The 25,574-nt window shown below is 69.9% G+C and carries 27 protein-coding genes and 2 pseudogenes; 6 read left to right on the plus strand and 23 right to left on the minus strand.

The features are described from left to right. Window positions 1-205: 205 nt before the first annotated feature. From FKR81_RS39085 to FKR81_RS39095, 3 genes are all read right to left on the minus strand, one after another. Window positions 206-1,345, minus strand: coding sequence for an RNA polymerase sigma factor (locus FKR81_RS39085; protein ID WP_146359993.1), 1,140 nt, complete (start codon window positions 1,343-1,345; stop codon window positions 206-208). 8 nt (window positions 1,346-1,353) lie between these two features. Further along, window positions 1,354-1,761 (minus strand): YciI family protein, encoded by a 408-nt coding sequence (locus FKR81_RS39090; RefSeq protein WP_146359872.1) that lies wholly within the window; start codon window positions 1,759-1,761, stop codon window positions 1,354-1,356. Window positions 1,762-1,865: 104 nt separating this feature from the next. Next, window positions 1,866-2,981: a glycoside hydrolase family protein gene (locus FKR81_RS39095; RefSeq protein ID WP_146359875.1), complete on the minus strand. Its 1,116-nt coding sequence runs from the start codon at window positions 2,979-2,981 to the stop codon at window positions 1,866-1,868. Window positions 2,982-3,107: 126 nt separating this feature from the next. On the opposite strand from FKR81_RS39095, the gene FKR81_RS39100 reads away from it, so the two are divergent. Continuing rightward, window positions 3,108-4,643, plus strand: a complete 1,536-nt coding sequence (locus FKR81_RS39100) for a hypothetical protein (RefSeq protein ID WP_235922166.1) — start codon at window positions 3,108-3,110, stop codon at window positions 4,641-4,643. Here FKR81_RS39100 and FKR81_RS39105 read toward each other — a convergent pair. The 5 genes and pseudogenes from FKR81_RS39105 to FKR81_RS39120 form a co-directional block, all read right to left on the minus strand. Further along, entirely contained in the window at window positions 4,621-4,806 is a 186-nt protein-coding gene (locus FKR81_RS39105) for a DUF397 domain-containing protein (protein WP_146359881.1), read from the minus strand. The genes FKR81_RS39100 and FKR81_RS39105 overlap by 23 nt on opposite strands. Continuing rightward, window positions 4,781-5,635: a helix-turn-helix domain-containing protein gene (locus FKR81_RS39110; protein WP_146359884.1), complete on the minus strand. Its 855-nt coding sequence runs from the start codon at window positions 5,633-5,635 to the stop codon at window positions 4,781-4,783. The genes FKR81_RS39105 and FKR81_RS39110 overlap by 26 nt, the downstream gene beginning before the upstream one ends. Before the next feature lie 66 nt (window positions 5,636-5,701). Then, window positions 5,702-7,375 (minus strand): annotated as a pseudogene (locus FKR81_RS44585) (helicase-related protein); the annotation flags it as partial. Between the two features lie 1,017 nt (window positions 7,376-8,392). Beyond that, a pseudogene (locus FKR81_RS45380) lies at window positions 8,393-8,899 on the minus strand (OB-fold nucleic acid binding domain-containing protein); the annotation flags it as partial. A 4-nt stretch (window positions 8,900-8,903) separates the two neighbouring features. Beyond that, entirely contained in the window at window positions 8,904-10,502 is a 1,599-nt protein-coding gene (locus FKR81_RS39120) for a DAK2 domain-containing protein (protein WP_146359890.1), read from the minus strand. Window positions 10,503-10,646: 144 nt separating this feature from the next. On the opposite strand from FKR81_RS39120, the gene rpmB reads away from it, so the two are divergent. After that, complete coding sequence (gene rpmB / locus FKR81_RS39125; RefSeq protein WP_146359996.1) at window positions 10,647-10,838, plus strand: 50S ribosomal protein L28; 192 nt, start codon at window positions 10,647-10,649, stop codon at window positions 10,836-10,838. A 9-nt stretch (window positions 10,839-10,847) separates the two neighbouring features. Here the strand turns inward: rpmB and FKR81_RS39130 are convergent, their stop codons facing one another. Next, entirely contained in the window at window positions 10,848-12,044 is a 1,197-nt protein-coding gene (locus FKR81_RS39130) for an MFS transporter (RefSeq protein WP_146359893.1), read from the minus strand. Between the two features lie 18 nt (window positions 12,045-12,062). Beyond that, window positions 12,063-12,566 (minus strand): TetR/AcrR family transcriptional regulator, encoded by a 504-nt coding sequence (locus FKR81_RS39135; RefSeq protein WP_146359896.1) that lies wholly within the window; start codon window positions 12,564-12,566, stop codon window positions 12,063-12,065. 83 nt (window positions 12,567-12,649) lie between these two features. On the opposite strand from FKR81_RS39135, the gene FKR81_RS39140 reads away from it, so the two are divergent. After that, on the plus strand, window positions 12,650-13,519 hold the full coding sequence (locus FKR81_RS39140) for an NmrA/HSCARG family protein (RefSeq protein WP_146359899.1): 870 nt from the start codon (window positions 12,650-12,652) through the stop codon (window positions 13,517-13,519). Here FKR81_RS39140 and FKR81_RS39145 read toward each other — a convergent pair. From FKR81_RS39145 to FKR81_RS39160, 4 genes are read right to left on the minus strand one after another with little or no spacing between them, the layout of a single operon-like run. Beyond that, complete coding sequence (locus tag FKR81_RS39145; protein ID WP_235922167.1) at window positions 13,455-14,129, minus strand: uracil-DNA glycosylase; 675 nt, start codon at window positions 14,127-14,129, stop codon at window positions 13,455-13,457. The two genes, FKR81_RS39140 and FKR81_RS39145, sit on opposite strands and share 65 nt — an antisense overlap. Window positions 14,130-14,144: 15 nt before the next feature. Then, window positions 14,145-14,666: a gamma carbonic anhydrase family protein gene (locus FKR81_RS39150; protein WP_146359902.1), complete on the minus strand. Its 522-nt coding sequence runs from the start codon at window positions 14,664-14,666 to the stop codon at window positions 14,145-14,147. Between the two features lie 9 nt (window positions 14,667-14,675). Then, complete coding sequence (locus FKR81_RS39155) at window positions 14,676-15,089, minus strand: GNAT family N-acetyltransferase (protein WP_146359905.1); 414 nt, start codon at window positions 15,087-15,089, stop codon at window positions 14,676-14,678. A gap of 49 nt (window positions 15,090-15,138) precedes the next feature. After that, window positions 15,139-16,107 carry a thiamine-phosphate kinase gene (locus FKR81_RS39160; RefSeq protein WP_146359908.1) on the minus strand — a complete coding sequence of 323 codons (969 nt, stop codon included), beginning with the start codon at window positions 16,105-16,107 and terminating at the stop codon, window positions 15,139-15,141. 97 nt (window positions 16,108-16,204) lie between these two features. Here FKR81_RS39160 and FKR81_RS39165 point away from each other — a divergent pair, with 97 nt between their 5' ends. Both FKR81_RS39165 and FKR81_RS39170 read left to right on the plus strand, forming a co-directional pair. After that, the gene (locus FKR81_RS39165) at window positions 16,205-16,438 is read left to right on the plus strand and encodes an Lrp/AsnC ligand binding domain-containing protein (protein ID WP_146359910.1); all 234 of its coding nucleotides are present in this window, start codon (window positions 16,205-16,207) and stop codon (window positions 16,436-16,438) included. Between the two features lie 20 nt (window positions 16,439-16,458). Further along, window positions 16,459-17,022: a DUF3515 domain-containing protein gene (locus FKR81_RS39170; RefSeq protein WP_146359913.1), complete on the plus strand. Its 564-nt coding sequence runs from the start codon at window positions 16,459-16,461 to the stop codon at window positions 17,020-17,022. On the opposite strand, the gene FKR81_RS39175 is transcribed toward FKR81_RS39170, so the two are convergent. From FKR81_RS39175 to pdxR, 5 genes are read right to left on the minus strand one after another with little or no spacing between them, the layout of a single operon-like run. Beyond that, entirely contained in the window at window positions 17,023-18,090 is a 1,068-nt protein-coding gene (locus FKR81_RS39175; protein ID WP_146359916.1) for a D-alanine--D-alanine ligase family protein, read from the minus strand. A 35-nt stretch (window positions 18,091-18,125) separates the two neighbouring features. Next, a complete protein-coding gene (locus tag FKR81_RS39180) occupies window positions 18,126-18,740 on the minus strand; it encodes a DUF4360 domain-containing protein (RefSeq protein ID WP_146359919.1) in 615 nt (204 codons plus the stop codon). Window positions 18,741-18,774: 34 nt separating this feature from the next. Further along, a complete protein-coding gene (locus FKR81_RS39185; RefSeq protein ID WP_146359922.1) occupies window positions 18,775-19,380 on the minus strand; it encodes a DUF4360 domain-containing protein in 606 nt (201 codons plus the stop codon). Window positions 19,381-19,408: 28 nt separating this feature from the next. Further along, a complete protein-coding gene (locus FKR81_RS39190; protein ID WP_146359925.1) occupies window positions 19,409-20,059 on the minus strand; it encodes a DUF4360 domain-containing protein in 651 nt (216 codons plus the stop codon). 17 nt (window positions 20,060-20,076) lie between these two features. Next, on the minus strand, window positions 20,077-21,546 hold the full coding sequence (gene pdxR, locus FKR81_RS39195) for a MocR-like pyridoxine biosynthesis transcription factor PdxR (RefSeq protein WP_146360002.1): 1,470 nt from the start codon (window positions 21,544-21,546) through the stop codon (window positions 20,077-20,079). Between pdxR and FKR81_RS39200 the strand changes: the two genes are divergently transcribed. Further along, window positions 21,545-22,177 (plus strand): pyridoxamine 5'-phosphate oxidase family protein, encoded by a 633-nt coding sequence (locus FKR81_RS39200; RefSeq protein WP_146359928.1) that lies wholly within the window; start codon window positions 21,545-21,547, stop codon window positions 22,175-22,177. The genes pdxR and FKR81_RS39200 overlap by 2 nt on opposite strands. On the opposite strand, the gene FKR81_RS39205 is transcribed toward FKR81_RS39200, so the two are convergent. From FKR81_RS39205 to FKR81_RS39220, 4 genes are all read right to left on the minus strand, one after another. Next, window positions 22,158-22,616, minus strand: coding sequence for a cysteine dioxygenase (locus tag FKR81_RS39205; protein ID WP_146359931.1), 459 nt, complete (start codon window positions 22,614-22,616; stop codon window positions 22,158-22,160). The genes FKR81_RS39200 and FKR81_RS39205 overlap by 20 nt on opposite strands. A 158-nt stretch (window positions 22,617-22,774) precedes the next feature. Continuing rightward, window positions 22,775-23,845: a cystathionine gamma-lyase gene (locus FKR81_RS39210; protein ID WP_146359934.1), complete on the minus strand. Its 1,071-nt coding sequence runs from the start codon at window positions 23,843-23,845 to the stop codon at window positions 22,775-22,777. Continuing rightward, on the minus strand, window positions 23,842-24,852 hold the full coding sequence (locus FKR81_RS39215; protein WP_146359936.1) for an NAD(P)H-dependent glycerol-3-phosphate dehydrogenase: 1,011 nt from the start codon (window positions 24,850-24,852) through the stop codon (window positions 23,842-23,844). The genes FKR81_RS39210 and FKR81_RS39215 overlap by 4 nt, the downstream gene beginning before the upstream one ends. Window positions 24,853-24,854: 2 nt before the next feature. Then, window positions 24,855-25,562 carry a lysophospholipid acyltransferase family protein gene (locus FKR81_RS39220; RefSeq protein ID WP_235922169.1) on the minus strand — a complete coding sequence of 236 codons (708 nt, stop codon included), beginning with the start codon at window positions 25,560-25,562 and terminating at the stop codon, window positions 24,855-24,857. Between the last annotated feature and the right edge of the window lie 12 nt (window positions 25,563-25,574).

Below are 25,574 nucleotides of genomic sequence, written 5' to 3' on the forward strand. Positions count from 1 at the left end.
CACTGCCAACCGGGCGCGGCCCCCGAACACAAACCGGCAGCCAAATGATCCCAAGCATCCGAACGGGCCAGGGGTGGGGAGGGGCTCGCTGATCAGGCGCAGCCTTGCCACATCGAAAAGCCCCTGTCAAGGCAGCTTTTCCGCCTTGACAGGGGCTTTTCGATGTGGCGACCGTGAGGTGATCAGCGAGCCCCTCCCCACCCCGTCAACGAAGAGAGTTGAGCCGCGCGGCTTGCCGAGTCAGGTGATCACGCTCAGCGAGGTTGGGCGCCTTCAAAGCAGCCTCGGCGTACAACCGAGCCGCAGCAACCACGTCGCCATCACGCTCATGGAGATAGGCAGCCACGGCCGCATACCGCGGCACCGACTCATCCACCCCCGCGAGCGCCGCGAGCCCGGCACGCGCCCCATCGGCCTCACCAACGGCAACCGCACGGTTGAGCCGCACAACCGGACTGTCAGTCAGCCGCGCCAACTCGTCGTACCACTCGACGATCTGCACCCAGTCGGTCTCCTCGGCAACAAGCGCGTCCGCGTGGAGTGCCGCGATGGCGGCCTGCGCCTGGAACTCGCCCAGCTGGTCGCGGGCGAGGGCCGCCTGCAGGATCTCGACGCCCTCGGCGATGGACGCGGTGTCCCACCGGCCGCGGTCCTGCTCGGCCAGCGGCACGAGGCTGCCGTCGGGCGTGGTCCGGGCGGCGCGCCGGGCGTGGTGGAGCAGCATGAGGGCGAGCAGGCCCGCCGCCTCGGGGTGGTCGATCGCGGACGCGAGCTGCCGGGTCAGCCGGATGGCTTCGGAGGCGAGGTCGACGTCGCCGGAGTAGCCCTCGTTGAAGACCAGGTAGAGAACGCGCAGCACGGTGGCGACGTCGCCGGGCTGGTCGAACCGCACGCCGGACACGGTGCGCTTGGCCCGGCTGATGCGCTGCGCCATGGTCGCCTCGGGCACGAGGTAGGCCTGGGCGATCTGGCGGGTGGTCAGCCCGCCGACGGCGCGCAGCGTCAACGCGACCGCGGACGACGGCGTCAGCGACGGGTGGGCGCACAGGAAGTAGAGCTGCAGCGTGTCGTCCACCGCGGGCGCGGACCCCGGCGCCGGCTCCTCGTCGACGACGTCCTCACGCCGGCGGCGGGCGGCGTCCGCCCTGGTCGCGTCGAGGAACCGGCGCCAGGCCACGGTGACCAGCCAGCCCTTCGCGTCCCGCGGCGGGTCGGTCGGCCAGACGCGGATCGCCTCGACCAGCGCGTCCTGCACGGCGTCCTCGGCCGCCGCGAAGTCGGCTCCGCGACGGACGAGGACCCCGAGCACGCTCGGCGTGAGGCTCCGGAGCAGGGCCTCGTTCATCTGAGTGGTCACTCGGTGATGGTGGGCGACACGCCGTAGAACGGGCGCAGCTCGAGCCACTCGTGGATCGGCTTCCCGCCCGCACCGGGGGCGGCCGACAGTTCCCCGGCGAGCTCGACGGCGCGCTCGTAGCTGTCGACGTCGATCACCATCCACCCCGCGATGAGGTCCTTGGTCTCGGCGAACGGGCCGTCGGTGACCGGCGGGCGCCCCTCGCCGCCGTACTGGACGAACGTCCCCTCGGGGGCGAGTGCCTGCTCGTCGACGTACTCGCCGGTCTCCTCGAGCCGGTTCGCGAAGTCGCGCATGTACTGCAGGTGGGCCGAGACCTCCTCGGGCGTCCACTGGTCCATGGGCACGTCGTTGACCGAGGCCGGAGCGCCGCGGTAGTGCTTGAGCAGCAGGTACTTGGCCATGGTGTTTCTCCTCGGTGCTGGTGCGACCCATTTTGGTCGCATTCACCTCGGGGACGGAGCCGATCACCGGTTCTCGACATCGCCGGCCGAAACTTTTTCTCGATCTACGGATGAGCCGGCAAAGCCCCGGAAGCGAACTGGGTCACGCAGGCCCCGGCGGCGTTGAAGTCGCTGGTGAACTCCAGCACGGACTTCCCGTCCAACGAGGTCAGCAGCGCCGGATGGTAGTTGGGGCAGTTCACGTCGCGGGCCTGAGGCACCGCGACGGGGGCAGGAGCCTCGTACCACTCCCCGACGCCGCCGTTGTCGTTGACGAACAGCCGAGCCCCGTTGGCCTCGTCGATCTTCCCGGACGAGTGCATCAACATCTGGCCGATCAACACCACCCGCCCGGCAGGAGTCCCGTTGGGAGCGAGAGCGATGGAGGGCGTGTGGGCGAAGTACCGCCCCTCCCGACTGTGCAACTGGGTGCCGAACGCAGCCCGATCTCCCCAGTTCCACCCATCAGCGGACGTCCGGTAGTAGGCCTCGCAGAAGTACTGCGACCTCTGCCCGCACACCTCGTAGGTCATGTAGTAGGACCCACCGGGCATGCGCCGCACGTGCGCCATCCCCGGCCGATACCCGCGCGGGCTGAGCGCGACCGTGAACTCCTTCGCCGACCAGTGCACCCCGTCAGCGGACACGGTCCGAGCGAGCACCTGGCTGTGCGAGACGCCGAAGCTCTCGTCGGCGAAGTGGCAGACCAACCGACCCGAGGCGTCGACGGAGAACTCGGGCTCCCAGATCCCGCCCCGGTTGGCCGACGACGCGCACGTCGACAGGTACGACCAAGTCGTGCCGGCGTCGGGGCTGCGCCAGATGCGGATCTCCATGCCGTGTTCCTTGGTGCCGACGGACCCGGCCCACAGCACGGTCCCGGCGGGCATGTCCCCCACCGGCGAAGGCAGCTCGTACAGGTGAGCGCAGCACATGAACGACGTCGCCGCGAGGGTGTCGGTGAAGACGGCCGCGCGGCGGAACGAGCGGCCATGGCGGTTGCCGCGGTAGATCTCGGTCTGCGTCCACTTGTTGACGCTCACCAGGATGTCGCCTGCGTTCCGGCCGTGTTCCAGGCGGATCGCGTGCGGGTAGCGGGATTCCTCACCGCTCAACGCCTTGACCTCGGCCGCGGAAGCCGGAGAGGCAACGCACAGCAGCAACGCACAAACGATGATCACGTGACGCACAAGGCGGGAGGGTAGGGCCGATACGGACTATTCCGGCGCGCGACACACACCCATGTCGCCCAACCGGGGGCTGCGCCTCACCGCACCGCGCGGGACGCTCGAAAGCAAATGGCAGCCATGCGGCAGAAACACCTCAACCAGGCGCTGATGCGCATCCCGAGGCGCGCCGAGAGCACGGACAGGTACTCGCTCGCCAGCACGTACGTCGCGGCGGGGAGTTTCTCGGCGATGTTGCACTCAACCGATCATCAGATCCTTTACGGGCGCAGAGGAACGGGGAAGACGCACGCGTTGCAGTTCCTCAGCGACCTCGTCGACCGCACCGGGGACGTGCCGATCTACCTCGATCTGCGCACCATCGGGTCGGCGGGCGGGATGTACGGGGACAGCTCGGTCGACACGAACGTCCGGGGCACGCAACTGCTCGTCGACACGCTCGAAGCGGTGCACGAGGAGCTGCTGACGCTCGCGTCCGAGCGGGACATCGGCGACGAGACGAAGTTGCTCGAAGCACTCGACACGCTGGCCGAGGCGGCGACGGTCGTCGAGGTCGTCGGGCAGGTCGAGCAGGAGACCAGGGTCGGCGGCACGCGCAGCCACGAACAGGGGCTCGAGTTGAGCCGGGCGCCGAAGATCTCGCTCGGCAGCAGACAGGCGGTCAGCGCGGAGAGCAGGACGCGACGCACCGGCGTCGAACGGCACCACATCGTCTTCGGGCCGCTTTCCCGCGCGCTGCGGGGAATCACGCGCGCGCTGGGACGCCGCAGGCTCTGGCTGCTGCTCGACGAGTGGAGCAGCATTCCGCTCGATCTCCAGCCGCTGCTCGCGGACCTGTTGCGGCGCAGCGTGCTGCCCGCGCAGGGCATCACGGTCAAGATCGCCGCGATCGAGCGGCGCAGCAAGTTCTGCGAACCCGGTGCCGCCGGGGACTACGTCGGCATCGAGGTCGGCGCGGACGCCGCCAGCGCGGTCAGCCTCGACGACGTCATGATCTTCGACCACACGCAGGCAGGCGCGCGCGAGTTCTTCGCCGAGCTGTTCTTCAACCACGGCATGGCGCGCATGCCCGCCAGCGCCGGAAAGCCGGAGGACGCCGAGTCGTTCGTCGAGCTGCTGTTCCGCGGCAACGCGTTCAACGAGCTCGTGCGCGCCGCAGAAGGCGTGCCGCGCGACGCGATCAACATCGCCGCGCTGGCCGCACAGCACGCGCACAACGAGCCGATCGGCATCGCCGACATCCGCCGCGCCGCGCGCGACTGGTACCTGCGCGACAAGCAGACCGCCATCAGCGAGAACTCCGCCGCCCGCCGGATGCTGCGGCTGCTCGTCGACGAGGTCGTCGGACGACGCCGCTCGCGCACGTTCGTCGTCGACCAGATGTCCTGCCTGCGGCACGAGACGATCGACGAGCTCTACGACGCGCGGCTGCTGCACGTCCTGCGCCGCGGCATCGTCGACAGCAAGACGCCCGGCGCGTTGTACGACGGGTTCGCCATCGACTACGGCTGCTACGTGTCGCTGCTCATCGACGGTGAGGTCAGTTCGCGGCCCCGCGACAAGGGCGGCTGGCTCGCCTCGCCCAAGAGCATGCCTCCCGACGGCTTCAGCCTGTCGCGGGAAGCACTCGACCTCACGAAACTCGGTCCGCCTTGACGAACGCGCGCCACGCCGACGCCGAGAACCTGAGCTGCGGACCTGTCGCGTCCTTCGAGTCACGCACGCGCACAGCCTGCGAAAACGCCACCTCGACGCACTCGCTGTCCACCGAGTCGGCACTGGTGTAGCTGCTCTTACGCCAAACGCAGTCCTGGGGCATTGCGGTCCTCTCGCGGTCGGCTGACGAGATCCGTCAGCAGCTTCCGCGATTGTCCCTCACTCAACGCAACACCATCCAGCTGCTCGAAGGTGTCCTTGCAGTGCGTGATCGCGCCAGGATCCTGCACGAACACCTTCGCTAGGGCACTCTCCGTGAACGCCACCGGCGCCAGCTTCTCGTACTGCCACAGGATGTAGGTCGCCGGGAGCGCGCCGACCAGGCCGCTCGACTCCGGCACGATGCGCAAGATGTGGGTGCGGAACAGCAGGCGCCGGTACTGCTCCTCCATGACCTCGTCACTCCCCACCTTCATCCGCAGCGCGAACTCGTGCACGAAGAAGGTGCACTCCGGCCGATCATGCCGCCGCAGAATCGCCTGCCTCTCCATGCGAAAGCGGACGAAGGCCTCGACATCCTCGTCAGCCACGTTTCCGGACTGCCCGCACAACGCTCGCGCGTAATCCTCGGTCTGGAGCAAACCCGGAATCGATACCATGGTGTAGCTGGTGATCTTGCTGGCTGAGGCCTCAGCCAGCGCCATCGTGCGCAGGTTCTGCGGCACCTGCACGAAGTAGGTGTCGAAAGCGTTGCGGTACCGGGAGAGGAAGCCCTCTACGAACTCGCGATCCTGGCCGCACACCGTCAGATACTGGACGATGTCGATCTCACTCGCCCGCGCCTTGCCGTTCTCGACGTTCGAGACCTTGCTCTGGTCCCAACCGAGAAAGTCACCCATGGCCACGCCGTTGTACTTGGTCTGCTTCTCGCGGATGCGGCGCAGCTCGTCGCCGAGATCCCGGCTGTACGGCGTGGAGGTGTTGCAGGTCATAGCCCCGAAAGTAGGGTATGGACCCGTTCCATAGGCGACCCCGTTCGGGTGGGGACAACCGTTTACTCAGGCCTTTTCCAGGAACTCCGCTCGTTCCTCGGTGAGCAGCCCTGCGACCATCGCGGCGAGGCCCGGCTGCGTCTTGAGGTCGGGGTCGACGTCGACGAACGCCTGCGCCTCGACGCGCGCGGCGGTGATGACGTCCTCGTCCCGCAGCAGCGACAGCATCTTCAAGGCCGAGCGCTTGCCGGACTGGGCGGCGCCCAGGATGTCGCCCTCGCGGCGCAGCTCCAGGTCGAGCTGGGCCAGCTCGAAACCGTCCAGAGTGGACTCGACGGCGCGCAGGCGGTCCATCGTCGGCGTGGCCTCTGGCATGTCCGTGACCAGCAGGCACAGGCCGGGCGCGCTGCCTCGGCCTACGCGGCCGCGCAGCTGGTGGAGCTGGCTGACGCCGAAGCGGTCCGCATCCATGATCGCCATGACGGTCGCGTTCGGGACGTTCACGCCTACCTCGACGACCGTGGTCGCGACGAGCACCTGCACGTCGTTGGCCGCGAAGCCGCGCATCACGGCGTCCTTCTCGTCGGACGGCATGCGCCCGTGCAGGATCTCGATGCGCAGGCCCTTCAAGGGGCCCGCTGCCAGCATGTTCGCGACGTCCACAACGGACAGCGGCGGGCGGCGCTCCGACCCGTCCTCCGACGGCGGCTCGTCGTCGTCGCCGTCGCCGATGCGCGGGCACACGAAGTACGCCTGGTGGCCCTGCGCCACTTCCTCCCGCACGCGGGCGAACGCGCGGTCCAGCCAGGCCGGCTTCTCGCGCATCGGCACGACCGAGGTCTTGATGGGTGAACGGCCCTGCGGCAGCTCGCGCAGCGCGGAGACCTCCAGGTCGCCGTACACGGTCATGGCGACCGTGCGCGGGATCGGCGTCGCCGTCATGACCAGGACGTGCGGGTTCTCCTTGCCCGCCCTGGCGCGCAACGCGTCCCGTTGCTCGACGCCGAAGCGGTGCTGCTCGTCGACGACGACCAGACCGAGCGCGTGGAACTCGACCTTGTCCTGGATGATCGCGTGCGTCCCGACGACGATGCCCGCCTCGCCGGTGACGATGTCCAGCAGCGCCTGCTTGCGCTGCGCGGTGTTCATCGAGCCGGTCAGCAGCGTCACGCGCGTCGACTGCTCCGCGGCGCCCAGCTCCCCCGCCATCGCGAGGTCGCCGAGCATCTCGCGCAACGAGCGGGCGTGCTGCGCGGCGAGGACCTCCGTCGGCGCGAGCATCGCGGACTGCCGACCCGAGTCGACGACCTGCAACATCGCCCGCAACGCGACCATAGTGTTGTGCGTGACCACGAAGTGATCAGTGACGTACAGCTGGTCCTTGTGCGCGATCGAGATGCACTGAACCGGCTTCCTGCCGACGAACTCCACCGCACGAATGGCGCGGACGGGCTTCTCGTACTTGGTTCTCTCCCTGACGAGGTCGGCTTTGCGCTTGAGCCGGAAAGGCGGGAACTGATTGGGCAGGCGAAGGCTCACCTGGTGATAGGTGTTGCCGGCCTTGGTCACCGGACGCACCCGGCCCGTGCCCCCCAACGACTCTGCCAACCAGGCGATGTTGTCGGCAAGCGCGGGGGACGCGGACAGGAAGCTCACGTCGGAGCCGCACTTGCTGTTGATCGTGCCGTCGGTGTCGAGCAGGCCTTGGAGCAGAGCGAGCCGATCCTTGACAGGCGCGACCAGATAGCGCTCGGGAACGTACTTGTCCTCTGCCTGGTGGCCGTACGCGCCTAGTTGTCGCAACGCAGCAAGTAGGGGGTTCGTCCCCCTACGACAGCCATTGACGTACCAGTCATGGGGGCGGTGAGCAGATTTGGCGAGATGTGTCCCCTTCGGGAGTGCCGCCATCGCTGCCACGAGCAATTCTGGGTCCGCAGTCGTGAACACGACACGGCCGTTCAACAAGGAGCCGTCACCGAGCAACAGACCCAGCAAGTAAGGATCAATCGCCTGCTCAGCAACGCAGTCCAGCTCGGGCGCGGCTACCACTGGCAGGTGCCACTTCGAAGCCCCGTTCGCCGTGACCAGGTCGTCACGAATCTCGCGCGTGGACAACACCTTGAGCGGATTGCCACGATTCCGCCGGACAGTGGTGTTGACCGCCCACAGGTGCTCGAGATCGCATTCAACGCTCCGGCCATCGGACAGCACCATCCGGTAGACATCGCGTTCACCTTGGGGGAACACGCCGGTCACCACCGTCACGTCGCCGTCCGCGGCGATGATCTCGTCGCCCACCTGGACGTCGCCCATCAGCTTGAACCCCGTGGGCGTGAGCACCTTCGCGTCGAGCGGCTGGGCCTTGCCCGAACCAACTTCCCCCTGCAGGAGGCGGTTCATCGGGTGCGTGCCCGTGACGTCGCGCGCGATCTCCTCTCCCACCGCGACCTGCCCGGCCGTGAGCGTGAACGGCAGGCGCTCGTCGAACGCGTCGAGAATCGCGCCTTCGACAGGTGCGCACGACGGGGCCGGGCGCGCGCCGGCGGACTTGCGGCGCTGGGCGAGCGCGAGCTGGACGGCCAGCGCCTCGTCCCACTTCAGGCGCTTCTGGGCGATCGAGATCTCGGCCCAGCTCTCCGGGCGGTGGATCGCGCGCAGCGCCTTCTCCAGGCCGATCAGGTCGTGCCGCTCGCGCACCTCCGCGGGCAGCGGGTCCGTCTCGACGCCGTCCCAGATCTCCAGCAGCTGCTTGACGCAGTTCTCGATGTTCCAGGTGTTGATGCCCTGCGACGCCGGGTAGACGGGCAGGAACGCCTTGAGGAAGTCCGAGCCCGACGCCTCGTCCGTGAGCACCTCGTACGCGGGGTGCGCGAGCTGGAGCTTGTTGCGGAACTGGCCGACCTTGCCCGCGAACAGCGCCTTCGTGCCGGGCAGCAGCTCCTTCTCCGCCGAGTGCGCCGGGCCGCCGAAGAAGACGAGGTGCAGCTCGCTGGTGCCGTCCGTGATCACCGCCTCGGTCATGTGGCCGCGGCGGGCCTTCATGGACCGCTTGGTGCACTTCTTCACCTTGGCCTGCACGGAGACGTGCTCGCCGAGCTCCAGCGACGCGATCTCGGTGAGCTTGCCGCGCTCGTCGTAGCGCCGCGGGTAGTGGCGCAGCAGGTCGCCGACCGTCGTGAGGCCGAGGCCGGACTCCAGTGCGTCGGCGGACTTCTTGCCGAGCAACGGCTGCAGCTTGTCGTCGAAGGAGATCATCGCTGCCATTGAACTACTCGACACCGACAAAGATGACGGCGTCCGGCTGTCCGCCCGGATACGCGGTCACTTCCACCTCCGGATGGGTGACCCGCAGATGATCTTCCAGCGTCTCGACGAGACCGCCTGGGCAGGCCTCGCCGAGGATGAGCGTCACCAGCTCACCGCCACCGCCGAGCATCCGGTCGACCAGGCGGCACGCGAGGTCGCACAGGTTCTCCGGCGACGCGGGGCCCGGCTCGATCAGCACGACCTCGCCGTCCAGCATGCCGAGCAGGTCGCCCGGCTGGCAGCGGCCGACCCACGTGATCGCCTCGCGGTCGGACACCTCGAGCTCGCCGCGTCGCGTGGCGGCCGAGGCCTCGGCCATCGCGACCACGTCGTCGCCCGCGCGGCGGGACGGGTCGTGCACGGCCAGCGCGGCCAGCGCCTGCACCGGTGAGAACGTCGGGACGACCACGACGTCCTGGCCTGCCGCGACGGCGTAGGCGATGGCCTCGTCGAGCTGGTCGCGCACGTCCGGGTCGCCCGGCAGCACGGCGACGTGCCGCGCGCGCGTGCCCGCGATGGTGCTGAGGAGGTCGTTGGCCGTGACGTCGCGCGCGAGGTCGACCACCGAGGCGCCCTCGGCGCGGAACAGGTCCACCGCGCCGCTGGCGAGCACGACGATCGCGCGGTCGCGGACGAAGCGGGACGCCTGCGCGGCGATCTGGTCCGCGAAGCGCTGCACGGTGATGCGGTGCGGGCGGCCGGTGCGCACGCCCGCTTCGATGGCGGCGCCGATGTCGTTGCAGTGCACGTGCACGGTCCACAGGCCGTCGCCGTCGCCGACGGCCGAGACGCAGTCGCCGAGCTGGTTGAGGTCGATCTTGAGCTGATCGACCTCGTCCGTGCCGTCGAGGAGGTACATGACCTCGTACTCGAACTCGGCCGACCCCGCCTCGCGGTCGGTCGTGAGCGACTCGAGGGTGCGCGGGACGATGTTCGCGGGCAGCGTCGCGAGCTCCTTGCCGGTGACGATCGCGGCCAGTGTGTCCAACAACACAAGCAGACCCCGGCCACCTGCGTCGACCACCCCGGCCTTGGCCAGCACGGCGAGCTGGCGCGGCGTCTCGGCCAGTGCCTCGGCACCCGCCTTCGCCGCGGCCGTGACGACCTCGTCGAGCTCGTCGGTCGACGTGTCCTTGGCGGCCTCCGCGGCCGCGTGGAGCACGGAGAGGACGGTGCCCGCCACCGGGTTGGAGACGGCCGCGGTGGCCAGCTCGTCGGCCCGGTGCAGCGCCTGCCTGAGCGCGGTGCCGGTGAGGCTGCTGAGGTCCTTCGCGGCCTCCGCCAGGCCCCTGAGCGCCTGCGACAGGATCACGCCCGAGTTGCCGCGCGCCCCGGCGAGCGCACCCTTGGCGAGCGCGGACAGCGCCTCGCCGACGCCGCTCATGGGCGCGCGCAGCAGTGCGTCCAGCGCGGACTGCATCGTGTGCAGGAGATTCGTGCCCGTGTCACCATCGGGGACCGGGAAGACGTTGATCTGATCGATGGCCTCGCGATTCGCGTCCAACGACCGGACGCACGCGTCCGCCCAACGTCGCACCGCCACCGCATCCAGATCGTGCATGGCGGCGAGGGTATCCACCCGGTTTGGTTCCCGTGCAGGCCACCGGCTACCCTTGCTGGGTTGCCGTGCCCGGTTGAGGCTTGTGCATACGCTTGCGCGCCCGCCGGGGCGTGAGACACCAGCAATCTAGAAGGAGTGGCTGACGTGGCTGCCGTGTGCGACGTCTGTGCAAAGGGGCCGGGCTTCGGCCATTCGGTTTCGCACTCCCAGCGGAAGACGAACCGCCGCTGGAACCCGAACATCCAGTCCGTGCGCGCGAAGGTCTCGTCCTCGCAGCGCCAGCGGATCAACGTGTGCACCTCGTGCCTGAAGGCCGGCAAGGTGGTGCGCGGCTGAGACCGCGCTTTACTTGCTCGTCGTGATGAGCCCGGCTTCGGCCGGGCTCATTGCTTTTCGGACCCTGACCAGGCACAACGCCCCGGCGATGATCGCCCCGGTGCCGCCGATCGCGAACACCCAGCGCGGGCTGAGCGAGAGCAGCAGGACACCGCCCGCCGCCGTGCCGACGAGGTTGGCCGCCGTGACCACCGAGCTGACCGCGGCGAACACCCTCCCGCGGATCTCCTCCGGGGTGCGCATCCTGATCAGCACCTTCTCCGTGACGTTGTCCACGCCGTTGCAGATGCCGCCGAGGAACCAGCCGATCCCGTTGGCGACCACGTAGGGCAAGGCCGCCGGGATCAGCACGGCCGTCCCGATGCCGATTCCCGCCACGCCCAGCCACCCCGCTACCTGACGTTCCCTGGTCAGACGCGCTGCCAGGCGGTTGCCGACCAGGAGGCCGAGCATCCAGCACGACTGGATGGCGCCGAAGGTGAACTCGTCGCCGTTGAGGACGTAGCGGACGTACGCGGGGTCTGCGACGTTGATCAGGACGACGCAGCCGACGAAGCTCGCCAGACCGCTGATGCCCGCCAGGAGGACCTTGTCCGTCCTGACGTGGCGCAGGCCCGCGGTGGCGCTGGGGCGTTCCTGGTGATCGCCCGGCCGCGGGCGGCGTTCCTGCCGCACGAAGGCCAGCGCCAGCGCCTGGAGCGCGAACGTGGCACCGTCGATGACGAGCGCCGGGCCGTAGCCGAAGTGGCCCGCCAGCAGTGCGCCGCCCGTCGCGCCCGCCAGGATGCCCAGGCTGCGGCCGGTGCCCATCCACGCGTAGGCCTTGGTCGAGTTCTCCTCGCCCGCGATGTGCGGGATCAGTGCCGACTGGGCCGGGGCGGTGATCGCCCGGCCGCAGCCGGAGAGGAAGACGAGGGTCAGCACCAGCGCCGGGACGGTCATGGCGGTGGCGATCGCGGCGGTGACCGCGCCCTGGCACAGCAGGGCCGCGATGAGGAGTCTGCGGTTCGGGAAGCGGTCGACCAGCCAGCCCGCGATCGGGGCACCCAGTGCGATCGGGAGCATCTCGGCCACCAGGACCCCTGCCACCAGCAGCGGGCTGATCGGGGTCGCCCAGAGGAGCAGGACGATCATGGTGATCGCGTTGCCGAAGTCGGACACCACTGCGCCGCCTACGACCAACGGCAGGTCGCGTTTCCCCCACATGCCTCGCGACGCTACTGATCAGGCGCTGTTCGGCCCATCGGATTTCACGCCGCGCGAAATGCCCTCCAGCGCGATGGTCATCAAGCGTTCCGCCGCGTCCGGATCGCCCTCGGTGACCGACGAGATCGCGCCCGCCAGGGTCAGCAGGTCGCCGATGGTCACGTCCGGGCGCACGGTGTCCTCGCGTTCCAGCAGCTCGCTTCCCGTCGCGATGATCATCGCGTGGCAGTCGGCGCCGTTCGTCAGCGACGGGCCGAGGCCGCGGTTGGCGGCGGCGTGCCGCGCGACGGCGCGCAGCCACGGGACCAGTTCCTCCGCCTGCGCGCACAACGCTTCCACCCGTTCGCGGAAGACGGCGTCCAGCAGCGCCTGCCGGGACGGGAAGTGCCGGTGCAGCGTCGCGGAACCCACGCCTGCCCGCCGCGCGATCTCCTCGAGCGACGCCTCGGCGCCCTGCTCGGCCACGACCTCCTCCGCGACGGCCAGGATCCGCTCGTAGTTGCGGCGCGCGTCCGCTCGCATCCGAAATCTCCTTGCTAACCGGGGTACCCCTCCATATCGTAGCGACCAGCAAACGGAGGACCACCCCGGTTAGGAGCTCGGTGATGGACATCGTTGTGGTGGGCGCGACCGGATCGCAGGGCGGCGCGGTGGCGAAGCACCTGCGCGCGGGCGGCTGGACGGTGCGGGCGCTGTCCCGCTCACGGCCGGGGTTCGTGCACGCAGACATGGAGGACGTGGCGTCGCTCGTGGCCGCGATGGAGGGCGCGCACGGCGTGTTCAGCGTCCAGCCGACCGTCGGCTCCCCCGGCACCGCGCCGGACTTCTCCGCCGAGGACGAGGTGCGCTGGGGCATGAACGTCGCTTCGGCCGCGGCCGAAGCGGGCGTGCGGCACTTCGTCTACACGTCGGTCGCCGGCACGGGCAGGCACCTGGAGGAGCGGTTGCCCGTGAACCTGATCAGCAAGTGGCGCATCGAGGAGCACATCTACGCGCGAGGACTGCCCGCGACGGTGCTGCGGCCGGTGTCGTTCCTGGAGAACTTCACCGGCGACTACGCGTTGCACGACGACTTCATGGCCACCGGGCTCGCCCCGGACGTGCCGCAGCAGCTCATGGCCGTCGACGACGTGGGCATGATCGCCGCGCAGGCGTTCGCCGACCCGGCGAGCTGGATCGGCCGCACCGTCGAGCTCGCCGGCGACTCGGTGACGCCCGTGGAGATCGCGGCCGCCTTCTCCGAGGTGCTCGGGCGACCGTTGCCGTACGAGCAGATCCCGTTGGAGGCCATGCCCGCGGACTTCGCGTTCGCCAACCGGTGGCTCAACGAGCTGGGCTACCGGGTGGCGAAGCTCCACCCCGGCCTGATGAACCTGCGCACGTGGCTGCACGCCACGGGCGCGGCTCAGCTCAGGGCAGCTTCCAGTCAATCGGCTCCGCGCCCTGCTTCTGCAGCAGCTCGTTGGCCCGGCTGAACGGCTTGGAGCCGAAGAAGCCGGAGTGCGCCGACAGCGGCGACGGGTGCGCGGACTCGATGCAGGGCAACGGCTCCAGCAGCGGGCGCAGGTTGCGGGCGTTGCGGCCCCACAGGATCGCGACCATCGGCTCGTCGCGGGCGGCGAGCGCCTTGATCGCCTGCTCCGTCACGGCTTCCCAGCCCTTGCCCTGGTGCGCGTTGGCCTTGCCCGGCTGCACCGTCAGCGCGCGGTTGAGCAGGAGCACGCCGCGGTCGGCCCACGGCGTCAGGTCTCCGTTGGAGGGCAACGGGTGCCCGAGGTCCTCCGCGTACTCCTTGTAGATGTTCACCAAGGACTTCGGCAGCGGACGAACGTCCGGCGCGACGGAGAACGACAGGCCGACCGCGTGGCCGGGCGTCGGGTACGGGTCCTGGCCGACGATCAGCACGCGGACGCCGTGGAACGGCTGCTTGAACGCGCGCAGCACGTTCTCGCCCGCTGGCAGGTAGGTGCGGCCCGCGGCGACTTCCTCGCGCAGGAACTCACCCATGGCGGCAATGCGGTCGGCAACCGGGGCGAGTGCTTCAGCCCAGCCGGTCTCGACGATCTCGTTCAGAGGACGTGCCACGGCGAAGGACCTTATCTAATCGAGGCGCCGCAACCCCGACCGGTACACCTCAATGTTGGCAACGTATTTCTCGACGATGAAGCTCCACGCCTTTTCCGGCACAACGTGTCCCTCCCGCACGCGTGCGGGCACGCCGAGCGCCATCGAGCGCTCGGGAAGCCTGCCGTCGAACGACATCACCGCGCCCGCGCCGAGGATCGCGCCGTTGCCGACGATGGAACCGTTGAGCACCACGGATCCCGACGCGATGAGGCAGTCGTCGCCGATCGTCGCGCCCTCGATGTGCACGTTGTGCCCGATGACGCACGACGAGCCGATGTGCACCGGGTGCACCTCGGTGCAGTGCACGACCGTGCCGTCCTGCACGCTGGTGCGCTCGCCGACCTCGATGCGCCCGTAGTCGCCGCGCAGCACGGCCTGCGGCCACACCGAGGAGAACGCGCCGATGCGCACGTCACCGATGACGGTCGCGTCCGGGTGCACGTAGGCGTCCGGATGGATGTGCGGCTCGTACTCCCCGAGTGCATAGATGGCCATGGGCCGAACTTACAGGTCCTTCGCGTAGCAAACGCTTTCCGGTTCGTCCTTGTACACGCCGTACTTCTCGATCTCGGTGTATCCGCTGGACACGTACAGGCCGATCGCCTCGGGCTGCGCCTGGCCGGTCTCCAGCACCATGCGCCGGTGGCCAGCCGCACGCGCGGTCGACTCGAGGTGCGCGAGGACCTGCCGGGAAAGCCCGCGGCCGCGCAGGCGATCGATGACGTACATGCGCTTGATCTCCGCGCCGCCCATCGCGGAGTGGTAGCGCCAGCCGCCGCAGGCGACCGGGACGCCGTCGGAGTACCCGATGGCGAAGTAGCCCTCCGGCGCCGCGAACTGGGCCGGGTCGACGGGCGTGGCATCGACGTCGCCGTAGCGGACGACGTACACCTGCTGCAGCTCCGCGATCAACTTCATCGCGTCTGGATGGTCATACGCGACCGTGAATAGTTCCACGCACTCCAGTCTACGTGCGCCAGTGCTCCCAGCCAGGAGGTTTCTCGTACACCCGGCCGTCGACGGTGACGCCACTGCCCGCGCGCACGGTGCCGATGGTCTGCCAGTCCTCGGGCACGGTCTTCGGGCCGGGGAACGTCGCCGCGAGAGCGTGATCCTCGCCTCCGGTGAGCGTCCAGTGCCTGGCGTCGGCGCCGAGCGCGGACGCGACATCCAGCAGGCGCGGGTGCACGGGGAGCAGCTCGGTGCGGATGTCGATCGCCACGCCCGAGGCCTTCGCGATGTGGCCGAGGTCCGCGAGCAGGCCGTCCGAGACGTCGACCATGGCCGTGGCGCCTGCCTCGGCCGCCTGCGGGCCCGCCGGGTACGGCGGCTCGGGCGTGCGCTGCGCGGCCACGATGCCGACCGGCGAGCGGAAGCCGCGACCGAGCACGGCCAGACCGGCGGCCGCCCAGCCGAGCTTCCCGCACACCGCGACGACGTCACCGACGAGCGCGCCCGACCGGGTAACTGGCTCGAGCCCGTTCATGTCGCCGAGTGCCGTGATGGAGATCACCAGCGTGGGGGAGCTGACCATGTCGCCGCCGACGACGCCAGCGCCGGCGACCGCGGCCTCCGCCCAGAGACCGGTCATGACCCCCTCGACGAGTGACGCGGGGGTGTCCGGAGGACAGGCGAAACCGACCAGCAGCGCCGACGGCAGCGCCCCCATCGCGACGATGTCCGCGAGGTTCACCGCGGCCGCTTTTCGGCCGACCTGCTCGGGAGACGACCAGTCCAGTCTGAAGTGGACACCCTCGACGAGGACGTCCGTCGAGGCCACGACGCGGCCGTCCGGCACGGCGACGACAGCGGCGTCGTCACCGGGGCCGAGCAACGTGGTGGGGGGCTGCGCCCGACCGGCCGTCACCCGATGGATGAGACGGAACTCACCCACTTCGGCGACCGTCTCCGCGTCGCGCGGCGGCTCCGGACGCAAAGTTGCCTCCCAATCTGAGCATTCGGAACCCCAACTGGGGTACGTTGCGTGACACGTTCCTACCCCGACCCAACCTGTCGCGACGAAGGGGCACGCCGTGGTGCACGCATACATCCTCATCCAGACCGAGGTCGGGAAGGCCGCCGCAGTCGCCTCCGAAATCTCCGGTATCGCCGGTGTCACGACGGCCGAGGACGTCACCGGCCCGTACGACGTCATCGTGCGCGCCGAGGCCGACACCGTCGACCAGCTGGGCCAGCTCGTGGTGGCCCGCATCCAGAACGTCGAGGGAATCACCCGGACGCTGACCTGCCCGGTGGTGCACCTCTAGGTCCGTGCTGTCATAGCCGTGTGACACAGGAATCCACTTCGGTGCTGTCCCGGCCGCTGATCGCGGTCGCGGTCGGGCTCGCCGTGCTGCTCGCGGTCGGCGTCGCGGCGATCGGACTCGTGCTGGGGACCGGTAACCCGGAGGAGACCCCGTCGGACCGCACGGGCCCCATCGCGCTGGTGACGGTCGACGCGCCCGCCGCCGCGTCCCCGGAGTGCACGTCGCTCGTCGAGAAGCTCCCCGTCGGGCTGCCGTCCGGTAAGGACATGCTGCCGCGCAGGGAGATCGCCTCGCCCGCACCCGTCGGTGCCGTGGCGTGGGGCGACGCGAAACACGACCCGGTGGTGCTGCGCTGCGGCCTGAACCGGCCGAACGAGCTCACCCCCACGTCCGAGCTGCGGGTGATCTCCGACGTGCAGTGGCTGCGCGTCGAGGGCTCCGGCACCGCGACCTGGTTCGTCGTGGACCGTCCCGTGTACGTGGCGCTCACGGTGCCCGACGACGCGGGCACGGGGCCGTTGCAGGACGTCTCCACCACGATCCGCGACCTGCTGCCGAAGACCGCGGTGAAGACGTCCGCCTGACTAACGCAGGCCCGTGCCGCGGGCGAGCGCGGTGTCGATGAGCGTGGTCAGCAGGGTGGTGTAGTCCACGCCGGTCTCCGCCCACATGCGCGGGTACATGGAGATCGGGGTGAAGCCCGGCATCGTGTTGATCTCGTTGATCACGAGCTCGCCGCCGTCGGTGACGAAGAAGTCCACCCTGGACAGTCCCTGGCAGTCGAGCGCGTGGAAGGCCGTGACGGCCATCTCGCGCAGCTGCCGCGCGGTCTCGTCGTCGAGCTTCGCGGGGATGTCGAACTCGCAGACGTCGTCGAGGTACTTGGCGTCGAAGTCGTACCAGTCGACGCCCTCGCCGACGATGCGCAGCTCGGCGGGCAGCGACGCCTCGACCCGGCCGTCGGGGAACTCCAGCACGCCGCACTCGATCTCGCGGCCGGTCACCGCGGCCTCGATGATGACCTTCGGGTCCGTCTCGCGGGCGTGCGCGATGGCCGCGTCGAGGTCCGCCCAGTCCTTGACCTTCGAGATGCCGACGGACGACCCGGCGCGCGCCGGCTTCACGAACACCGGCAGGCCGAGGCGGTCGCGCTCGTCGAGCGACAGCGTCTCCTGGCGCCGGTCGAGCACGGAGAACGTGCCGACGGGCAGCCCGGCGGCCTGCAGGACGCGCTTGGCGAACGCCTTGTCCATGGCCATCGCGCTCGCCAGCACGCCAGGTCCGACGTAGGGCAGCGCCGTCAGCTCCAGCAGACCCTGGATGGTGCCGTCCTCGCCCCACGCGCCGTGCAGGACGGGGAACACCACGTCGACGTCCGCCAGCGCGTGGCTCGGCTCGATCGGGGCCAGCTCGCCGAGCGACCGCACCGTCGGCAGGTTGCGGCCGCTCATCTCCAGCGCACTGGTGTCGCCCTTGCCGAGCACCCAGCCGCCCTCGGGGGTGATGCCGACCGGCACCACCTCGAATCGCTCGCGGTCGAGGTGGGACAGCACGCTTCCGCCCGACACGCACGAGATCGTGTGCTCGGAGCTGCGGCCGCCGAACACCACGGCCACCCTCGTCTTGCGCTGCGTACCAGTCCCTTGCGTCATAGCGCCCGACCATACCCGTTTGGGCTAATTGGTCTTTACGGGCAGCGCCTCCAGTGCAGGTCCCAGGTCGTCTCGCCGGCGTCCCGGAAGAGGTAGCTGGTGGTGTCCGGGTCCGATGTGCCCCTGGCGACCCGCAGCTCGACGTTGAGGTTGAAATTCCGCTTCTCGCCGCACGGGTGGAAGACCAGCTCGTCGATGCCCACGTGGTCCTCACGCGCCCAGTCGTCGGAGCGCGGCCCGTCGAAGTTGAAGCTGCGGTTGTGGGTGGTGGCATGGCCCTGGAAGTAGAAGCTGGTGCGCAGCGTCGCGCTGGCGCCCTTCTCCAGCAGGGCGAAGCCGCGGTAGGAGCTGCTGCCGACGGCGTAGGTGTAGCCGTCCGGCGGGTGGATTCGCAGACCGATCAGGCACGGTTTGCGCCAGTCTCTGACGGTGGTGCGGGCGCCTGCCGCGGCGTACACGATGCCGGGGCCGACCGAGCTGAGGGTGAAGGAGCGGTTGTCCTGCGCCACGGAGATGGTGAGGCCGCCCTCGGGGCAGGCACGGCCGAGGAAGTTCACGATCTCGGCGGTGACGGGTTCGGCGGGCGGGTCGACGTCGGTCGTCGGGGCCAAAGCGGCGAGGACCAGTGCGGCTGCTGCGAACGCGTGCATGACTTGCCTCTCTGCGTCAGTGGATCCGGCACTCTCAGGGGCAGCGCTTCCAGAGGAGCTCGTACCTCGTCTCGCCCGCGTCCCGGTACAGGTAGCTCGTGGTCGTCGGGTCCGATGTGCCCGCGGCGGCCCGCATCTCGGTGAGCATGGTCAGGTTGCGCTTCTCCCCGCACGGCAGGAACGTGGGCTGGCCGCTCTGGTCCACCCGCTCCCACCAGTCGGCGAACGGGCCGGGGAAGCGGTAGGTGTTGTCGCGGAAGTTGCCCTGGCCCTGGAACGAGTAAGCGGCCCTCAGCGACGCGGTGGCACCCTTCTCGATCGTGGCCAGGCCCTGGAAGCGCACCTTGCCGATGGCGTAGGTGTAGCCGGGCGGAGTGTTGACCCGGAGGTTGAGCTGGCAGCTCCGGCGCGCGTCGCCTGGGGTGGCCTTCGCGCCCGCGGCGACGCGGATCAGGCTGTTGCCGCCCACGAGGACGACGAACTCGGTGTTGTCCGGAGCGACGTAGACCGCCGCCCCGCCACCGGCCCCACAGCCGTTGCCGTTGAAGGTGACGACGTTGATGGTGACCGGTTCGGTCGGCGGATCGTCGAGCGGGGCGAGCGCGGACAGTGCGAACACGAGCGTTGCTAACACGTGCATGACAGACCCTTCTGCAGCTGGCGAGAGGTCAGGAATGTGCTGGCGGACAACGCTTCCAGTGCAGGGCGTAGGTCGTCTCGCTGTCGTCCCGGTACAGGAAGCTGGTCGCCGCCGGGTCCGCGGTGCCCTTGTTCGCCCGCAGCTCCACGAACAGGGTGAGGCTTCGTTTGGTCCCGCACGGCTGGAACACGAGCGACTCGATCCCGACGCGGTCCTCGCGAACCCAGTCGTCGTTGTACGGGCTCTTGAACAGGTAGGTGCGCTCCCGGAAGAAGCTCATGCCCTGGAAGTAGCCGTAGAAGAAGAGCGTCGCGCTGGCGCCCTTGGCGAGGTCCGCGAAGCCGCGGTACTCGCTGCCCCCGACGGCGTAGGTGTACCCGGCGGGCACGTCGACCCGCAGGTTGATGTGACAGGGCTTGCGCTCGTCCTGGTAGGTGGTGCCGGGGCCGGCGGTGGCCATGGCCCCACCGGGTCCGACCGAGGTGAGGGTGATCGAGCGGTTGTCCGGTGCGACGGGGGCGGTGAACCCGCCCACCGGGCAGCCGCGGCCGATCGAGGCGACGACCTCGGCGGTGACCGGTTCCGCAGGCGGATCGACGACGGTGGGGGCACTCGGAGCGAGTGCCGCGAGTACGAGTGCTGATGCGGCGAACACGTGCATGACGGCCCTTCTTGTCATGCGACGGCAGTTCGAGCCTAGGGCCGCAACAACTCCACCAGTACCGGCAAAGCGGCTATGAGCTGATCCCGCGAACAGGCGCTGTACCCGATGGCCAACCCGTGCACCTCGGGCTTGTTGATGTGGTGCCTGCCCAGCCCGTCCAGCCGCAACCCGCGCTGCTCCGCCACCCTGAGCAGCTTCTGCTCCCGCTCGATGCTCGCGACGGGCACGACGATGTGCGCGCCCGCGTCGTCGCCCAGCACCGGGATCTTGTTGGCGTGGAACGCTTCGACGAGCAGCGCGCGGCGTTCGGACAGCTCGCGCCGCAGCTTGCGCAGGTGCCTGCCGAGGTCGCCGGTGCGGGCCAGCTCGACGAGCACCCGCTGCCCCGCGGCCGCGGGTGCGGTGCCGGTGCGGTCGCGGTGGCCGAGCACGGCGCCCGCGATCGACTCCGGCGCGACCATCCAGCCCGTGCCGAGCATCGGGGTGAGGATCTTGGACGTCGTGCCGAGGTGCACGACGACGTCCGGCGCGAGCGCGGCGAGCAGCGGCAGCGGGGCCACGTCGTAGCGCAACTCGCCGTCGTAGTCGTCCTCGATGACGAGCCAGCCGTCGCGGCGGGCGCGTTCGACGAGCGCGACGCGGCGTCCGGCCGACATGCGGCCGCCCAGCGGGTACTGGTGCGCGGGAGAGCAGTAGACCGCGCGCACGCCGCGCGGCACGGCGTCGACGAGCAGGCCTTCCTCGTCGACCGCGGACGGCAGGACCTTGAGCCCGGCGGCGCGGAACGTCCACACGGCGCGCTGGTAACCCGGTTCCTCCACCGCGATGGCGTCGCCCCGTTTGAAGACCGCGACCGCGAGCTCGGTGAGCGCGGCCGTGGTGCCGCCGGTCGCGAGGACCGGGTCGTCGTTGACCGCGAGGCCGCGGTGACGCAGCAGGTGCTCGGCGATCGCCTCGCGGTACTCGGGGAGTCCGGCGCGCGTGTGACGGGACAGCGGCGCCGAGTCGGCGGCGGCTCGCCACGCCCGGCGCCAGGCGGCGCGGTCGAGACCGCCCGCCCACGGCGCGCCCGGTGCGAGGTCGACGATCTCGGCGGCCTCCTTCACCTCCAGCGGCTTGCGCGGACGTTTGCGCAGCGCGCCCGGCGGCGTGGTGGTCACGTACGTGCCCGAGCCGTGCCTGCCGGCGATCCAGCCCTCGGCGTGCAGCTGTTCGTAGGCCGCCGCGGTGACCGTCCGGCTGACCTGGAGGCGTTCGGCCAGCGCTCTCGTCGACGGCAGGCGGTCGCCGCTGCGGAGCCTGCCTTCGGCCGCCGCGCTGCGCAGAGCGTCCGCCAGTTGGACCGCCAGCGGCTCCTGGGACTCGCGGTCCAGTGCCACCGGAAGCGCTGTCTCCACTGCCCACCTCTGCTTTACTTGTGTCGGGCTTGCCGAAGTGGCCTTCTCAGATGCCTTGAAATTGGCTCTGTCAGCATGCCACTTATCGGCGCAGAGTTGAAGCATGACGACGCTTTCGCCCACTCCACGCAGCACCGTCCAGCGCGGCAAGAAACGCGCCGTCACCTCACGCGACGAGCTCTACTCGGTGCTCGACGCCGGGTTGATCTGCCACCTCGCGGTCGACGTCGACGGTGCGCCCATCGTGTTGCCCACGGCCTACGGGCGCGACGGGGACACCCTCTACATCCACGGTTCCACGGGCGCGCGGTCGTTGCGCGAAGCCATCACCGGCAAGCCCGTCTGCGTGGCCGTGACCCTCGTGGACGGGGTCGTGTACGCGCGGTCGGTGTTCCACCACTCGATGAACTACCGCAGCGCGGTCATCCACGGGATCGCCCAGCCCGCCGAGGACGAGGTGCGCGGGCTGCGCGCGATCGTGGCGCAGAGCTCGCCAGGGTCGTGGGAGTACGCGCGGACGCCGACGCCCAAGGAGATGGCCAAGACCGCGGTGCTCGCCATCGACCTGACCGAGGCGTCGGTGAAGATCCGGACCGGCGGGCCAGGTGACGACGCCGAGGACATCGAGGCCGACACCGTGTGGGCCGGGGTGCTGCCGCTGCACACCTCGTGGGGCGTGCCGGTCACCGACAACGGGCACGCGGTGCCCGCGCACGTCAGCGAACGGGGCCGTTGACCGGGTCGTAGCGGTACGGGGTCATGGCGCGCGTGCCGTGGCGGTACACGTGGACCGACACGGCCGGGTCGACGCCGTCGTTGCGCACCTGGTGCACGTAGCCGGGGCCCCACACGCGCGACTGGCCCGCGACGAGCTGGTGCACGACCTGGACGCGGGTCGTCACCACCTCGGTCAGCGTGCCGCTGACGACCGTGAACGCGCCGGTCGTGCCCGCGTGGTCGTGCAGCGACGCGGTCTGGCCCGGCAGCCAGCTCATCAGCCAGATCTCCTGGTCGTCCGAGCGCTCGACGAGCGCGGAGAAGCGCTCTTCCGGGTAGTAGCGGAGCAGGTGCTTCCAGCGGTCGCGGTCCGCGGCGAAGCTCAGCGCGACGCGCACCGGGTGCACGACAGCGGAGGACGCGGGCAGGGCAACGGTGTTCTCAGGAACGGCGAACATGAGAAGAGGTCCTAACCAAGGGTGGCCAGCAGGAATGCGGGGCTATCACCAGGCAGGACAGAGCGCGCTGCAGACCAGACGGAGGTCGATGTGACCCCGTCCGTCGATCATCGCGCGCAACAACACGAGAAAAGGGTCCCGCACACCGGGCGCGGGGGTCAATCCAGTCCCAGAGCGTGAGACAGAGCGCACAGCACGTCGGCCACCAGGTCGGCGGTGTCCTCACAGCCCGCGGAGAACCGGCACAGTCCTTCCGGCACCGGGTCGCCCCATTGGGCCCTGCGGTCGAGCGACGAGTGCAGTCCGCCGAACGACGTCGCCGCCGCCACCAGTTCCGAGGCCGCCAGGAACGCGTCGACCGCGGCCACCGAGGGCAGCTCGAACGTCAGCACGCCGTTGAACCGGCGCATCTGCTTCGCGGCGAGGAGGTGCGCCGGGTCCGCGGACGCGCCGGGCCACCGCAGGCCCGCCACCTTGCCCTGCAAGGCGTCGTACAAAGCGTTCGCATTGGCGGCCTGGCGGGCCAGGCGAAGGTCCAAAGTGCCCAGTCCGCGGTGCGCCAGCCACGCCTCGAACGGACCGGGAATCGCACCGGTCAGCGTCCGCTCGTCGCGCAGCCGGGCGGCCAGCTCCGGATCCCGGACGGTCACGTGCCCGAGCACGACGTCGCTGTGCCCGGCAACCGCCTTGGTGTCCGACGCGACGACGACGTCCGCGCCCAGCTCCAACGGGCGCTGCCCGAGCGGTGTCGCGGTCGTGTTGTCCACCGCAACCAGCGCACCGGCGGCGTGCGCGGCCTCGGCGAGTGCGGCGATGTCGCACACGTCGAGGCCGGGGTTGGACGGGGACTCCAGCAGCACCAGCCGCACGCCGTCGAAGGACGGGTACGGCCCGGCCGTCGGCACCTCGACCACCTCGTAGGACGCGGCCAGCTGCCGCGTCAGGAAGTAGCCGTCGGACGGCAGGACCAGTCGGTCGCCTGTGGACAGAACCGTCCGAAGCAGACACGAGATCGCGGCCATCCCGGACGGGAAGAGCACGCACTCACCACCGTCCAAAGAGCCCAGTGCCTCTTCGAGCGCGCGCCACGACGCGTTGTGCGGACGGCCGTAGGTGTCCGGGCCGCCGAGCCGGTAGGTCGACGCGGCGACCGGGGACGGCACCCCGAGCGAGGAACCGGGACCCGACGGTCCGGTGTGGACCACACGCGTCCCGTCCCCGAAGGTCACTGCCGCTCGGCCTTGCGCTCCCGCCCGAGCAGCGCGGCACCGAGGTCGCCTGCGGACAGACCGTCGTGGCACACCATGTGCACGCCGTCGGTGATCGGCATGTCGACGCCGACCCGCTGCGCGAGCGCGCGGATCGACGAGCAGGACTTCACGCCCTCGGCGACCTGGCCGTGCGCGGCCTCCTGCGCCTGCGCGAGCGACTCGCCTCGGCCGAGGCGTTCACCGAAGGTCCGGTTGCGGGACAACGGGGACGCGCACGTCGCCACGAGGTCGCCCAGCCCGGCCAGCCCGGCGAACGTCAGCGGGTCCGCGCCGAGCGCAGCACCGAGGCGCGACGTCTCGGCGAGACCGCGGGTGATGATCGACGCCATGGTGTTGTCGCCGAAGCCGAGCCCGGCGGCCATGCCGCACGCCAGCGCGATCACGTTCTTGCACGCGCCGCCCAGCTCGCAGCCGACCACGTCGGTGTTGGTGTACGGCCGGAAGTAGCTGTTCGAGCACGCGTGCTGGAGGTCGACCGCGCGGTCGTGGTCCGAGCACGCGATGACCGTCGCGGTCGGCTGACCGGCCGCGATCTCCTTCGCCAGGTTCGGTCCGGACACGACGGCGACCTGGTCGGACGGCACGGCGGCGACCTCGCTGATCACCTCGCTCATCCGCTTCAGCGTGCCCAGCTCGACGCCCTTGGCCAGCGAGACCAGGGTGGCGCCCGCGGGCAGCATGTCGCGCCAGCCGGAGAGGTTCGCGCGCAACGTCTGCGACGGCACGGCCAGCACGACGGCCTGCGCGCCGTCGAACGCCTTCGCCGGATCCGATGTCGCCACGAGGTTCGACGGGAGCGTCACACCGGGCAGGTAGTCCGGGTTCGTGCGCGTGGAGGAGATCGCCGAGGCGACCTCGTCGCGCCGGGCCCACAACACCACGTCCGGGCCCGAGTCGGCGACCACCTTCGCGAAGGTGGTGCCCCAGGACCCGGCGCCGAGCACCGCGACTTTGTCGATCGCCATCGTCAGCTCTTCCTGGAGGTCCCGTAGAAACCTTCCGGCGCCGTCTGCTCGCGAACCTCCGCGAGCAGCTCCTTGACGCCGTTCATCAGCAGATCGGTCACCTCGCGCAGCAGCGCGATCGACTCCTCGCGCCCCTTGTACGCGGACAGGTCGATCGGCTCGCCGACCTTGTGGGTCACCGTCTTGCGCGGCAGCGGCCGGAACCGCTTCTGGTAGTGGTTGTAGATGTCGACCGTGCCCCAGCGGGCGACCGGGATCACCGGTCCGTCGTGCTGCAGCGCCAGTCGCGCCACGCCGGTGCGGGAGTTCATCGGCCAGCCGTCCGGGTCCTTGGTGATCGTCCCCTCCGGGTAGATCACCACGACCATGCCGTCCTCAAGCGCCTTGTGCGCCTCGCGCAGACTCTGCTGGGCGTCGGACGTGCCCCGGTAGACCGGGATCTGCTTCGCGCCGCGCAGGATCGCGCCCATGATCGGCACGTTCCACAGGCTGTGCTTGCCGAGGAAGTGCGGCACGCGCCCGTTCGTGTGCACGAACCGAGCGTCGTAGCACGGGTCGAGATGGGAGATGTGGTTGAGCACCAGCAGTGCCGAGCCCTCCCCGGGGATGCCCTCACCGTTGATGATGCGGTGCTTGCCCAGCACAGCGGACATTGGGTAGACGATCGCCGCGGCGACCCCCACCCAGAAACCGCCCTTCTCCCTAGCCACGTGGCAGCCTCT

Source organism: Lentzea tibetensis (assembly GCF_007845675.1).
Taxonomy (GTDB): Bacteria; Actinomycetota; Actinomycetes; order Mycobacteriales; family Pseudonocardiaceae; genus Lentzea; species Lentzea tibetensis.